The 14,640-nt window shown below is 31.0% G+C and carries 9 protein-coding genes and 1 tRNA gene; 3 read left to right on the forward strand and 7 right to left on the reverse strand.

The features are described from left to right. Nucleotides 1-2: 2 nt before the first annotated feature. The 6 genes from MCFN_RS00950 to lgt all read right to left on the reverse strand — a co-directional run bounded on the left by MCFN_RS00950 (nucleotide 3) and on the right by lgt (nucleotide 8,798). A complete protein-coding gene (locus MCFN_RS00950; protein ID WP_038561325.1) occupies nucleotides 3-533 on the reverse strand; it encodes an MSC_0623 family F1-like ATPase-associated protein in 531 nt (176 codons plus the stop codon). Continuing rightward, nucleotides 533-1,999 carry an MSC_0624 family F1-like ATPase-associated membrane protein gene (locus MCFN_RS00955; RefSeq protein ID WP_038561327.1) on the reverse strand — a complete coding sequence of 489 codons (1,467 nt, stop codon included), beginning with the start codon at nucleotides 1,997-1,999 and terminating at the stop codon, nucleotides 533-535. The genes MCFN_RS00950 and MCFN_RS00955 overlap by 1 nt, the downstream gene beginning before the upstream one ends. Before the next feature lie 24 nt (nucleotides 2,000-2,023). After that, nucleotides 2,024-4,561, reverse strand: coding sequence for an Ig-specific serine endopeptidase MIP (gene mip / locus MCFN_RS00960; RefSeq protein ID WP_038561330.1), 2,538 nt, complete (start codon nucleotides 4,559-4,561; stop codon nucleotides 2,024-2,026). 33 nt (nucleotides 4,562-4,594) lie between these two features. Then, on the reverse strand, nucleotides 4,595-6,985 hold the full coding sequence (locus MCFN_RS00965; RefSeq protein ID WP_038561332.1) for a putative immunoglobulin-blocking virulence protein: 2,391 nt from the start codon (nucleotides 6,983-6,985) through the stop codon (nucleotides 4,595-4,597). A 455-nt stretch (nucleotides 6,986-7,440) separates the two neighbouring features. Further along, entirely contained in the window at nucleotides 7,441-7,635 is a 195-nt protein-coding gene (gene rpmB, locus MCFN_RS00975) for a 50S ribosomal protein L28 (RefSeq protein WP_038561336.1), read from the reverse strand. Between the two features lie 191 nt (nucleotides 7,636-7,826). Beyond that, nucleotides 7,827-8,798 (reverse strand): prolipoprotein diacylglyceryl transferase, encoded by a 972-nt coding sequence (gene lgt / locus MCFN_RS00980; protein WP_051604544.1) that lies wholly within the window; start codon nucleotides 8,796-8,798, stop codon nucleotides 7,827-7,829. A gap of 165 nt (nucleotides 8,799-8,963) precedes the next feature. Between lgt and MCFN_RS00985 the strand changes: the two genes are divergently transcribed. Both MCFN_RS00985 and MCFN_RS00990 read left to right on the forward strand, forming a co-directional pair. After that, nucleotides 8,964-9,053, forward strand: a tRNA-Ser gene (locus MCFN_RS00985). A 113-nt stretch (nucleotides 9,054-9,166) separates the two neighbouring features. Further along, complete coding sequence (locus tag MCFN_RS00990; protein WP_038561338.1) at nucleotides 9,167-11,014, forward strand: ribonuclease J; 1,848 nt, start codon at nucleotides 9,167-9,169, stop codon at nucleotides 11,012-11,014. A gap of 64 nt (nucleotides 11,015-11,078) precedes the next feature. Here MCFN_RS00990 and trmB read toward each other — a convergent pair whose 3' ends face one another. Then, complete coding sequence (trmB, locus tag MCFN_RS00995; RefSeq protein ID WP_038561342.1) at nucleotides 11,079-11,696, reverse strand: tRNA (guanosine(46)-N7)-methyltransferase TrmB; 618 nt, start codon at nucleotides 11,694-11,696, stop codon at nucleotides 11,079-11,081. A gap of 687 nt (nucleotides 11,697-12,383) precedes the next feature. Between trmB and MCFN_RS01000 the strand changes: the two genes are divergently transcribed. Beyond that, complete coding sequence (locus MCFN_RS01000; protein WP_051604545.1) at nucleotides 12,384-14,555, forward strand: ATP-dependent Clp protease ATP-binding subunit; 2,172 nt, start codon at nucleotides 12,384-12,386, stop codon at nucleotides 14,553-14,555. Nucleotides 14,556-14,640: the final 85 nt, after the last annotated feature.

A 14,640-nucleotide genomic window follows, 5' to 3' on the forward strand; every position in this document is an offset into this window, starting at 1 on the left:
AATTAATTTTCGATACGAGCAAGTAAGTCTTTGCCAAATAATAGTTTTAATTTACCAGTTTGTTGTGATTTAAACATTACTGAGCCAGGAATAACTTCAAGTAAATAATTATCATTAATTAACTTAGCTATTTTAATGTTTAGCTGAGATAAAAATTCATTTAATCCTGCATGTTCTGAATCTCTGACATTAATTGAATCTGTCGCTGATGATTCTCACTGAGTAATTATAGGGACTAGAATTGTTTCGCTAAATTTAGGGATAATATCAAAACCAATAATAAATTCTTTAAAAACAATATTAAAACGTTTCTCAACTGCGTTTTTAATTGCTGAAGTGTATGAAGTATAAATAGGTGATTCAAAACCTAAACCCATTGATAAAAGAATTGAAGCATTTAACTGAGTAAAGTTAATGAAGCGAGGGTGTTGAACTTTTTCATTATATAGAGAATATAAGTCAAATAAAACTAATTCATTTAAGCGATTTAGTTCTTTGATTTTTCGTTGTTCTTTTCTTGTTGATTTGTTCATTATTTTACCTCTCTTTGGGTTTTATTTTTTGCTAAACGATATAGTGTAATTCATAAACGAATAATTGTCGCTGATAAGAAAGTAAGAGCTAGAATAAAGTGAGATAGTGCAAAAATTTGTCCTAGATCCAGAGCTGAATTAATGTAGTTTAGTGATTGATTTTTGTGACTTAACATTACTTGGTTTGCACCAAGAACCGCGATCATCAATATCGATGAAATAACTAAAAGATTGATGAAAATCAGTGTTAAACGTGATACAGAGAAGTTTTTATAAATGTATAAACCAATCATTAAACTCATGCAAAATACAGTCATAAACATTACTACTAATGCCACTTTTGTATTGACATCATTAAGCATCATAAACATAAATGTTCCTGAATTAATAACGCATAGCAAGCTTAATATGATAGTGTTAACAATTAAGCTTTTTGTATTTATTTTGCGAACGAATGTAAGGATGAAGTATAGGGTGCAAGTTAGTATTGGTACAATCATAAATGCTACAGGCGCTCAGTTAATTGGATAAATCAATTTCGGGTCTAGATAACTTATTTTATTAGCGGAAATGCCAAATAATCTAAACATTCATATTACAATTGATGCCAAAATGATTACGTTGAAAAGTAAAGCGTTTTTAAAGTAACCTTGGTCATACTTATTTGAAATAGCTAAAATAACTTTGTCCCATAAGGCGAAAAATAATAATAAGCTAACAGCAACGAAAATAGCAATAGAAAGCAATAAATTAGTTGGTTTTTTAATTTCAAATAGATTTCTAAATCAATCGTTAAAGTAATTATTATGTAACATTTCGACATATCCATCATTTTGTGAATAAGAACTCTTAGCTCACATAAATAAAATGGTAATTCCAATAATTAGTAATAAAGCTCGTGCAATATAAGTAATTATTAGATTTTTTGTATTGCCAAATACCAATGGATCACTTTTACGCTTAGTTAAATATGAAAATAGTGCGTATGATAAATCAAGTGCAAATAACGGAATAAAAGCAAATGATATTTTGATTATTTCCGCTGAATTTATATTTGTGTATGTAAAGAACAAAATAAATGCAGAGATAGAAGTTAGCGAATATACAGAGAACCAAGGTCAGTATAAATGCGATTTTTCTTTATTTAGGTAAAGATCTGTGAATATTTTTGAAAGTGGATACACAAACAAAAACATTAATAATGACAATCTTAACAGGGTTGTAAAATTTAACTCTTTAAATTGTGTAGTTGAGAAATTCAAGAAGTATAAAGGACTTTTATCTGGGAAAACATCAATAGACATCAGTGTTTTTTCAGCAAAAATAAATAATAACGTTGCAGCTATAAAAAATCAAGAAGCAGCCAGTATTTTATAAATTCTTACCGTTCAATTACGTTTTTGTTTATTAACTAATGAATCATAGTCGTCATATATTTGTTTGTTATCTAACACATAATCATTCATTTTTCCTCCTTATGTTCATTAGTTTTAATTTTGAAATTTAAATTGTTGAGGCACATTGTTATCCTCGATTCCATTTTCGAATAAATATGTTTTTATGCCCTCGGCATATTTTGCTTTTAGTGCTTGACGATATGAGTTTTTTTGGTCTTTTCCACCACCATAGATTAGGTCATATTGTGGTAAATTGTAATTTCCGTAGGCACCTTGATAGTTGTAACCTTCTGATCTAAATGCGGCAATTACACTGGTTTTAGCTTTTGGATAAACTGAGTGCAAGATTCCCACCAATTCGTTGTTTTGATTTCTAACACTTGAACCAGAAGCGCCACCAAAAGGTACAAAACGTCTCAACATGTACTGTAAACCACTGTTAAAATATTGTTTTAAAGTTTCGCCATCTTTGTCATAAGTGTCATAAATATCTTTAGCGACAATTGGGTTAGCAATAAATCCATCATTAATTCCTGGTTTATTTGTAAATGTACGAAAACTTAAATTGTAAGATAAATAATCACCTTTATCTAGTTTTTCCTTAGAAATTGACGGTTGACCACCTTCACTTTGTGGTTTAGCATCGTAAAATTCGTAATCTGAGTTAATTCACAAACTATGAGATGTCTTTTTAATTTTGTTTTGCTCATCATCTACATCGCGGCGGAAGAAGAAGTCTTCATCGCCACGAGGATAACCAAGGGCGAAGAGTTGATCAGTTTTTTTAGGAGTTTTACCATTCTTAACTGCTAATTGATAATCGATTTTGTCATAGTCGCGTAAATATGAAGTTGATAGAAATTTAATTTTTTTCTCAGCCGGAAGTGAGTAATAATCATTTGTAACTGCTTTAGCCATGTCTTGCGCATCTTTCGATACGTTTTCAATTGTTTTTTGTTCTTTTGTTGCGCCAAAAGTTAAATCATTAGAGCTTGTTGATAATTCAGCTAGCTTGGCAAAATCAACCTCAATTACAGCAAAATCAGCCATTTCCTCAACATTTTTGTATTTTTCTTTTTGTTCTCCGATTAAATAATCTTTTGGAGAGGATGTTAAATAATCAGTTGCATCAAACACTCTAGTAACAGCTTCCTTGATTTTATCTCCACCTCAACCATAAGTTGTAAAGTGCGGGTCAAGTGAGGTTAGTTTCAATTTAGTTAACACGCCGACAGGTTTGTCCATGAACGTCATTTCCATACCTGTAAATTTAGATGTTGCCATTATTCTGGCAACGTGTGAGTTAGTACCAAAGTATCATTTTGTAGGATAGCCACCATTTTTAGGAATTTCATAGTCTAGAATTCACATAGTACCGGCAGCTCTTCTACGACTTCTTTTTTCGCTAATTTTAGCTTCAAATTCTTTTATTTCTTTTTCAAGCCTTTCAATAGCTTGTTGATGTGAATACGCCTTAATTTCATTAATTTCTTGTTGAACACTAGCTATTTTTTCGTCGTATGTTTTTTTAATTAATGGCTTATTAACTTCAGCATTTCTTTTGTATTCGAAGTCGAATTCTAGTTTTAAATCAATAATTCTTTTATCTAGTGGCTCAATTAACTCGTTTTGGTATTCTTTTAGAGCCTTATCCTTATCAGAACCTTTTAATCTTTCAATGTATTGTTTTCTAGGATTAATTTCTTTATCGAATGTATCTCAGTAACTAAAGTAAACTGAGATAGTTTGTTTGGCAATATCGATATATTTTTGATTTGGTAATAAACGAGCAAGGCCGACAGATTTATAAGGGTTTTTCTTTCCTAAAAAGTCCGTTTGGCTGAAATCAGAAGGTAATGTTCTATCCGGTTGAATCGCTAGACCTTCTACTGTGCCATCACTTTTTAGTTTTGGTACTGTAAAACCTTTGAATATTGAACTATCGTATGATGGAAGATTGACTTTTGTAGCTTTTTGATTGAACTTTTGTGCTTTTTCATTAGTGTATTCTAGCTCTGGTCTAGCTGTTGCAACTGTTTTTCCGTGTGCTAAATATTGTTGAATTAGAAATTTATCATATTCATCATTGTCTAACTTGTATCTTTGCTCCTGTGAAGCTCCTAGATAATTTTTATATCAGTTAGCATCCTTATTTTGATTTCTATCAGGGACTGTGCCATCATCGTTTATGTTCGATTTCTTTAGACCTTCAATTATATATGTGAAGTAATGTTGAATATTTTTATTTTTTTTATTGGTAAATAGCAGTGTTAAGGCACCAACTCCTGAACTATTATCATTATTTGATGATACAGACGAAAGTTGAACATCGTATTCACTTGCGATATTTGGTTTTAACTTAATTATGATATCGTTTTTTGCCTTGGCAAATCCTTGTGCGGTGTAATCAGCTTTTGTTTTGTTATTTTTGAAACTTAATTCAAAAACATTATTGGCATCTTTGAATTTTTTTTCTATCGATGGATCAATTTTATTTTTATGTGGTGTAGGCTGAGCTAGTGAGGGATTTGGTTCAGGTTTTTTATTTTCTGATTGGCAAGAAGCCGCAAGTGTAATTGGTAAAATACCAAAAACACTGGTTGTTAGTGTTAATATAATTTTCTTTTTCATTTTCTAACCTCCTTTGTTAATTATGTTATTTGATTAAGCATATGTGTAGCCATTGTCTTTTTCGACTTTAAAACCGGCACTGGTTAGTTGATTTTCTAATGCTTGGTTATCTGAGTTAATTACCACAGTTTTTGTGAATGATGGATTTCCATTTTGGGCTAATTCAGCAAATCTTGTTAAATTAGAGATGGCAGTTGGTGACAATGAAGAATCTGTTATTTTAAATTTGGTTGTAGTTGATCCATTTGAGAATAGTATTTTTGGTCTTTCCATTCCTGCAGGTGGAGCAAAATTTTCCAATCCTGCATTCTCAAGGTCTGTATTTCCGATTTGATATGAGTCTGAATCATTAAAAAATGTTGCTCGTCAGATTTTGCGCGGATTAGATTGCGTTTCTGGTCTATTTTCGTTATAAAAGCGAATTCCTCTTAGACTTCTAATTTTTGGAGCTCTACTGAAATCTAGGCCTGTGGCATAAGAGTTTCCACTTTCATTATGGTCAGGATTAGTACCATTTCCATATCTACCTTGGAATATTGGTTCGTTGTTCCGTATATATCAAGCCATTTTTAGGCCATCATTAATGCGCTTGAAGCGTTCTTCGTCAGTGCTTGCACTATCTTTATAGTCACTTGCTTCAAAAGCTAGTGTATCAAAAGTAATTCTAGAAATTATTTTTATACCGCTTTGGAATTGTTTGCTAACGTTGTAATCAATGGTGTTGACTCATTGAACATTTTTTAATGCTCATGGGTTGATGCTTCATTCTTCCTGTGTTGAATTGCCGTCAGTATATAGTGCAAGTTCTTTAATGGATTTATTTTCCAATTCAATTAAAGAACCTGTATTTGTGGCTTCAGCACTGAAGAATAACTGCAATAGTTCTAATTTATCAGGTAAATCTTTTAGAATGTCTTTGAATTTTTGATTTGCGTCATTTTTACCCATATTTTTAATTCTGAAACCTTGAACAGTTATATTATTGTCCTTAATATGTTTAAGTAATTTTGAAGTGTAATCATAAGCATCAGGATTCCCGGCGTCAATTTCAATGACCCTACCTTCATTTATTCTTTCAGGATCATTTTTTTGGCGTGTTAATTTAAATACCTCAATTCCGTTAATGTTTTTTAAAATATCTTTAAAATCGCTATCAGTTTTAGTTATATTTACTTTATTTCATCCTCTAAAATTACCTTCTGAAATATCTTGCGGACTTTCAGGTCATGGATCTGGATTACCGAACGCTTTTCTATCTTGATTATCTCCTTTATATTGAGCAAGCACTTGATTATTTTCATCAGGAGGACTATATGCATGGCTCTTAAGATTACCATTTTCATCAACATAGGCATTTCTTGGATCTAGAACGTAACCTTTTTTAAGCATTTCTTCAGCTTCAGAACTTAAAGTTGTAAATTTAGTTTTATCTAAATGTTGTAGTAGTCACGCATATCTATGGTCTTTGCTTACGAATTTATTTTTCATTTCAGGATATTGTTTTCTACCTTCTTCAGTAAGAAATTTTAGTAGAACGGATTCGCTTGCTGTATCAAATAGTCTTCATCATTTATCTTGAATAGATTTTCAAGTGTCTGGATTTTGTTTAACAAATGAACTAACTTCTTGCTCTGGAACAGTTTTTAGGTTGTCAATATATTTTTCCGCACCCTTACCAAGTAAACCAACGGGATCATCTACTGCATTTTTTGCCACTGTTTGCTTTAGATTTTCGGTAACAATAAAACCTTTGATTTTAGGAACACGATGAGCAATATAAGGCTTTGTATTGGCTAGATGTTTATCTAGCTCGTGAATTTCTCTTGGTTTTATGTCTTCAACAATTGTTTCAACTTGGATTTGTTTCTTATTATATATATCACCAATTGTTGCAGTTTTTTTGACGACAACTGTTTTTGGAGTTTCTTCGCTTTTTGCGGGTGGTGTAGGTACTGGTTTTGGTTTAGGGGCTGGCTTTGGTGCAGGAGGAATTGGTGCTGGAGTTGGCTTGGGTTTTGGTTTTACAACAGGTGACGTTATTTTTTTCTTTTTAGGAGGTTCTGGTTTAGGTGCAGGAGGAGGAGTAGGTTTAGGCTTAGGTTTGGGCTTATTCTCTGGTTTAGGTAAGTTATCTTTTTGAACTATTGGCTTAGGTTTAGGCTTGGGTTCTTCCTTCGGCTTTGGTTTTGGTTGCGGGATTTCTTTTAAGTTGGAATCAGCATTTGAAGCTTTGGCGTTAGTTAGTTCTAGATTATCCTTCGGAATAAAATTACTACGGCCAATTAAATTTGAATTATATTCTATTGATGCACTTGAATTGACTGTTGATGCATAAACAATTCCGCCGATTAAAGAAGCGGTTCCAACAGTAACCCCAAGTGAAATTAAAATTAATTTATTTTTTCTATTTTTTCAAAAATTCATATATCCTCCAACTTGTTTTACACCATTATATATTATTGTTAGATTATTTTAATATGGTGTGTGAAAATATAAAAAATAAAAATTAGGTAATTACAAAAACGTTAAAATTGCACGTTTTTTTGACAATTAAACTGTTTTTTACCGTTTTTTTCACTGTTTTAGCTTGTTTTTTAAATAGTTGAAAAAATTTGTTTTTTTTTTTTTTTTTTCAAAAGGGTTTTTTGAAAAAAATTTATAAAAAAAATTCACAAAATATTCTATTTTTTGCAAAAAAATCAAAAAATCAAGACTTGTTTTGAGTACCTACGGGATGTAAATTTGAAGATAAAATTAGATTATATTTAGTCAAAAAAACTCTATCAGAATTTGCTAATAGAAATTTATGGTTGGATTATTAAAAAAGTGAAATAAAAAAGTGGCTAGGCCACTATTTGCGTACGTACGTGATGAAAGGATTAAGCTGTAGCTGAATCTCTTCTTAGAGTTTTAAGTGTTTTTGCACTAACTCTCAAAGTAACTGGTCTACCATCAATGTTAACTTTAATTTTTTGTAAGTTTACATTGAATTTTCTTTTTGAAGCGTTCATAGCGTGAGAACGCTTGTTACCAGTTTGTGCACGTTTACCGGTAATTTGATCAATTCTTGCCATATGGACTCCTTTCACTAAATAATATATTATTAAAAGTATGCTAATTATACAAAAAAACTGTGTAATTAATGCTTGAAATATTTTACCATATAAGACTAAAACCTGAAATGATTAAATTACAAATTAAAAATATGAAAAACTCAATCTTTTTCAATATTTTGACTGATAAAGATTGAGTTTTGGTCAGTTATTTAGTAAGCTAATGAAATATATTCTTTTTTATTTTTATCAAATAATCTTGTTTTATTAATGTAATTTACGTAGGCTTGTGGATGAGCCATTTGATAAACATATCTGTATTTTTGTTTTACTTTGATGTAGTGAACTGGCGAAATGTATGTATGGTAAATAAATAATATTGAACCCAAGGCTATATAAACCAGAGCGGCAATAGTATAAATATCATAAGCGTGTTGACGTAATGGTTCTAATGCTAATCTAACTACACCGTATCATATAAAGTAAAATCCTGCATTTGTTCCTGGCTTGACTAATCCAAACAAATTGATTACTCATACTAAAATAATATAGCCAGCTAGGTTGATTAAACCTTCATATAGGAATAGTGGATAACGGAAAAGTCCAGGTTGATTTAGTTTTTGACTTAAAGCGTCACTGATAAACATATTTTGAGCAAAACTCTTGCCAAAAATTAATACAGATGAACCATCTCAATCGACTTTACCATACAATTCATGGTTAGCATAGTTTCCTCAACGACCAATTACTTGACCAATTAAAATTGTTGGAATAATTATGTCGATAGCTTTACGAAAATCAATTTCGTGGCGTTTGTGATAGACGTATAAACAACCAGCGGCCGCACTTAAAAGAACACCACCTTGAATACTTAAGCCTCCTTCTCATATTTTTCACCATGAAGACCAGTTGAAGTTTGGGTCGTAAAGAGCTACCTCGACTAAATCTCATAAACGAGCACCGACAATGGCGGTCGGGATAACAATTACAATCAATGTATATAAAATTTCAAATTTATACTTTTCTCTTTTTCAAAAGAAGCTAATAGTTAAAATTGCAGCTAACATTCCTAAAAGCATAGTTATAGAATATGTCCTAATTGGTAATGAGCCAATCATAAATAAAGTGGATGCTGAGTTAGCAGGAACGCCGGCTACAATTCCATATTTTTCACCAGGATTCATTTCACCTCCAAAATAATATTTACCATTATACAATAAAAATTCCGATTTTAATTTATAATAATAAACGAACAATAAAATTAACCATATTAAAAGGTTCTTTATTTGCCTAAATTCATTGCAAAATGAGTATTTTCGCAAAAATATCATAGTTGTTCAAAATATGATCGGTAGTTGCTCGAGTGGCTGAAGAGGTTTGTCTCGAAAACAAATAGCGGTGCAAATCGCTCAAGGGTTCAAATCCCTTACTACCGGCCATTTTTATTTTTTTATTTTTTTATTTTTATGGTTTAATTTTATTATTGATTATATATCAACTCATATATTTATATCTTTAATAAATCATTTATATATTTAAATTAAGGAGGCTTATGCAACCGACAAAATTAGTAGCAATTGGTGGTGTTCAAGAAATTGGAAAATCTTCATTATTTGTTGAACACGGCGATAACATTTTTATTATTGATGCTGGTATTAAATTTGCTGACACTGCATCAACGGGGATAAAAGGAATTATTCCAGACTATTCATATTTAGCTGAAAATGCACACAAAATAAAAGGTTTATTTATTACTCACGGCCACGAAGATCACATTGGCGGGGTTGTTTATTTAGTTAAACAAGTTCCATTAAAAACAATTTATGCGCCAAGAATTGCCATTCAGTATTTAAAACTGAAATTTGATGAGCATAAAATACCTAGCGGTATTAAATTTGTTGAAATCGAAAAAGGAAATACCCACGTTTTTGGTAAAGGGAAGGAAAAGTGCGTTGTCGATTTTTGATCAGCTCAGCACTCAATTCCAGACGCATTTGGAATCAGAGTTACGACCCCAAATGGTTCAATAATGTGTACAGGTGACTTCCGTTTTGATTATAATCCTATTGGTGAGAGTTACACTGATTTTGCTCGCTTAGATCAAATAGGTAAAGAGGGTTTAACCGTGTTACTTTCTGATTCGACGAATGCAATGAGACCTTTTCATTCACCTTCAGAAAATGACATTTTAACTGATATTGAAAAATTGATGCGCCAAGCAACTAGAAAAATAATTATTACAGCTTTCGCTTCTAACCTTACTCGTGTTAAAGCGATTATTGAATTAGCGGCAAAATTGGGTAAAAAAGTCGCAACATTCGGGCGCTCAATGGTCAATGGAGTTAAAATAGGCCGTAAATTAGGGTATATTAACGTTGATAATAAGGTTTTGGTCGACAAAAAACAAGTTGCGAATGTACCTGAAAAAGATTTAGTAATTTTAACAACCGGTTCTCAAGGTGAACAATTAGCGGCGCTTGCTCGTATGTCACACGGTAAACATCAAAGCGTTAAAATCGAAAAAGGTGATTTAGTAATTTTTTCATCAAGTCCAATTCCTGGTAACTTTATGGTGATAGAACTCTTAATCAATAGGTTAGCTAAACTAGGCGCAGATATTAAAGAAAACGGAGTTGATTGCTATTTGCACACCTCAGGACATGCTTACAAACATGAACATGACAAAATTTTTCAATTGACAAAACCAAAGTATTTTATTCCTTATCACGGTGAATATAGAATGAGTATTACTCACGGACAAAGTGCGATACGTAATGGTGTAGATCCTAAAAGAGTTTTGATTCCCGAAAAAGGACGTGTGTATCATATAATTAATCAAGAAGTTTTTGAAACAAATGAAAAAATAGAATACGGACCGATTTATATTGATGGACACAACATTTTAGGTTTGAATTCATCAGTAATTAAAGATCGCCAAAAATTAGGTGAAAGTGGTTTTGTTAATATTTGTTTAACAATTGATCGCAAAAGCAAAAATATAATTGGTCGTCCATCATTAATTTCGCGTGGAGCGTTTTATGTGAAAACATCTTTAGAGCTTGTTTCCGAAGCTAAACGTATAGCTCATGGTGCTGCCCTATATTATGTTCGTAACAATGAAGAAATTAATATAGTTGATTTAAAACAAATGATTATTGAGCGTTTGGAAAACTTATTTTATAAAGCAAAACGCCGAAGACCAATTATTATTCCAACAATTTTGTTTACTGACGATCCAGATGAGCAAGCGCTTGAAAATTCAAAAATTAATTTTGTAAAGAAAAACACTGAGTCATCTGAAAAAACACGAAATATTCTTAAAGAATTAAAAGATGATATGTTCGGCGACATATCAGAAATAACTGAAGATATTCACGATGATGAAGAAGATATTGAATAGAACTCAGGTTCTATTTTTTATTTATAGATTACTTTATAAGTAAGCAAAAAATGCTTATTTAAAATTAGCAAGGCTTCTTAGCGTAAATAAAGTTAATGTTTTTACCCAATGAACTTCATTTCTTTTCATAACCAGTCATTATATTTTCTCTGGCGTACTGACTGATATGTAAATTACTACCAAAATCAATTATTTTTCAGTTATTTTCGGTAAAAGATTCAAGTGAAAATTGGTATAGTGAGTCGTTATCTGATTTAAATTTTAATATTGAATTTTCATCCATTATTCCAGCATATAAATCTAAAAATGATTTATGCGTTAAACGGCGACGAAAATGTCGAGCTTTTGGTCAAGGGTCGCTAAATGTAAGTCACAAAGTATTTAGAGACCCTTTAAAAATTTGCGGGATATTTTGGGCATCATCTAAAATAATTTTAAAATTATTTAGCTTATATTCTTCAGCTTTTTTAACTGCTTTTACAGCCACTGTTGCATATTTTTCTAATCCGTAGAATTTAATCCGGGGATTTAATCGCGCAAGCTCAACCAGCATTTCACCTTTACCCATTCCTACTTCAACTATACATTTTTCATCTAAAATAATTGGAAATGATTCATTTCCTGCATAAAAATTAGATGTTTTTAATTTTTCTTCAGCATTTTTATCAAATCTTAATCTCATAATTATGAATTTTACACTACTATTCAATATATTTAATTTCTTAAACAGTTCAATAAAATATAAAAGTAGGTTTGTTATATTTAAAAATAAACTCTATTTTATTTATAAATAATTAAATAAAATCAATTTAAAAGGAGGTTTATGGGAAAAATCGATAGTAAATTTAAAACTGAAAGGCTAGGAATTTCAGTAGAGGTGCAATTGCAGATAGTTTTAAAATTTTTGTAAATCAAAAATATAGGGATAGAGGAATAGATGAAGCTATTTTAAGTTTAGGTTTAATATGAAGAATATAATGAATTATATAGGATCAAAACACTCACTTTTAGAATTTATAGAAAAAACAGTTTCAAAGAATGTATTTTACCTCAGAAAATGGAATGAATATTGACGCAACTAGGTAAAAAATTGAGCATTGGTATTCAAAAGAAATGATTAACACTATGAATATTATTATTTAATAGCGTGTTTATTAGAATCGGCGGATAAAATTGCCAATACAGCTTCGGTATATATGGTTCATTTTTAAAAAAATCAAAAAAAGTGCTTTAAAAACGCTCGAAATTACCCCTCTTGAAATGATTGATTCAAATAATTTAATAAATGAAAAGGGCTATTTTTTTAAAAAAATATTAGCACTCAACGCATTAGAGTGCTAAAATATAAATAATCAATAAGGAGGTTGAAATGGATTTTAACTTTGATGATATTTTTTCTAGTTTAGACCCTAGTAAAGCTAAAACGAAAGATAAAGAAGACATATTGAAAAAGTATGGACGAAATTTGACGGATTTAGCAACACGAAATGAATTAGATCCAGTTATTAATCGTGATGAAGAAATAAGAAGAATGATACGAATTTTAAGCCGTAAAACTAAGAATAATCCAGTTTTAGTTGGTGAGCCAGGTGTTGGTAAAACTGCAATTGTTGAAGGATTAGCTCGCAAAATAGTTGAGGGTCAAGTACCTGAAAATTTAAAAGGCAAAGATATTTTTGAATTAGATTTGGCTGCCTTGATCGCTGGTGCTTCATACCAAGGTCAATTTGAAGAAAGACTAAAAGCAGTTTTAAAAAGAATTGAAGACAGTAATGGTGACACAATATTATTTATTGATGAGATCCATATGCTTATTGGAACAGGGCGAAATAATAGCGGCTCGATGGATGCGGCTAATATTTTGAAACCGTTAATGGCACGTGGTAAATTACATTTAATTGGTGCAACAACATTTGATGAATATAGAAAATATATTGAGCAAGATACAGCACTTGAACGCCGTATGCAAAAAATTGACGTAACGGAACCAAGCGTTGAAGGCACAATAGCAATATTGCGCGGTATCAAAGAACGATTTGAAAATTTTCACAATGTCAAAATTCAAGATGATGCTTTAATTGCTGCGACAAGATTATCATCGAGATATATTTCCGATCGATTTTTGCCAGACAAAGCCATTGATTTAATAGATGAAGCGGCTTCCACAATAAAAACCGAGATTAATTTTAAACCCGAAGAAATGGATCGTGCTCAACAAAAAAAGGCAATGCTTGAAATGGAAAAAATATCTCTTGCAGACACCAAGGAAGCTAAAGTAAAAAATAAAGATCGTTTAGATGAATTAGATAGATTAATAGCTGATGAAACTAATAAGATTGAGCAATTAGAAAATAAATGAAATGACGAAAAACAACGCTTAGTTGAACTTTCAAAAGCTAAAACCAAGCTAGACCAGTTTAAACATTTATGTAATATTTATCAAAAAGATGCAGATTATGAAAAAGCCTCTGTAATTTTGTATGGTGAAATTCCTACATTGGAAAAACAAATTTCCAAGATGGAAAAAGAGATTAATTTGTCTAACTCTTCATTAATAAAAGATACAGTCACTAGTGAAGAAATTGCTTCAATCGTATCAAAATGAACCAAAATTCCTGTAACAAAACTATTAGAAAGCGACAAGACAAAGTTATTAAATCTCGAGGAAGAACTAAAATCTAAAATCAAAGGACAACAACAAGCAGTTGAATTGGTGTCAAAAGCAATTTTACGTGCAAAAGCAAATATTAATGACCCAAACCGTCCTCTGGCATCATTTTTATTTACCGGCCCAACCGGTGTAGGTAAAACTGAACTTGCGCGAGCACTAGCTTATTCACTATTCGATTCTGAAAAACAAATGATTAGAATCGATATGAGTGAGTATATGGAAAAACATTCAGTATCAAAAATTATCGGCGCTCCCCCAGGATATGTTGGTTTTGATTCGTCAACTGCATTAACAGAAAGAATTAGAAAAAATCCTTACACTATATTACTTTTTGATGAAATTGAAAAAGCTCACAAAGATGTTTTAAATATATTATTGCAAATATTAGATAATGGGGTATTAACCGATTCGAAAGGACGCCTAATTAACTGTCGCAATTTAATTGTAATAATGACTTCTAATTTAGCTTCTGATGAAACACTGAAAAAACAACTTGAAGATTTCCCATCGCTTAAAGCTGAGTTATTGAAGTTTTTAACTCCTGAGTTTTTAAACAGAATAGATGAGGTTATTAAGTTCAATCAGCTTGACGAAAAATCAATCCAACAAATAGTTAAATTAGAACTTGATAAACTAGCTGATCGTATTAGTGAAAACAAAGAAATATTACTGTCATTTACAGATAAAACAATAGAATTCATTGCTAAGGCAGCATATGATAATCAATTTGGGGCTCGCCCAATTCGTAGATACATTCAAAACAAAATTGAGAGTCTTTTAGCTTATAAAATAATTGATGGTGAATTAGTTAGTGGGCAAAAATACAATATTGATGTTTTTGCAGGGAACTTTATAATAACTAATCTTTAGTTTATTTAATTATTATCCTTAAATTTTAATATTTTAAAATGCATGGTGATTGTTTTATTTAGATTTCAGTATGAAAAAGTAAGCA

Source organism: Mycoplasmopsis californica, from assembly GCF_000695835.1.
In the GTDB taxonomy this organism is placed as follows: domain Bacteria; phylum Bacillota_I; class Bacilli_A; order Mycoplasmatales; family Metamycoplasmataceae; genus Mycoplasmopsis; species Mycoplasmopsis californica.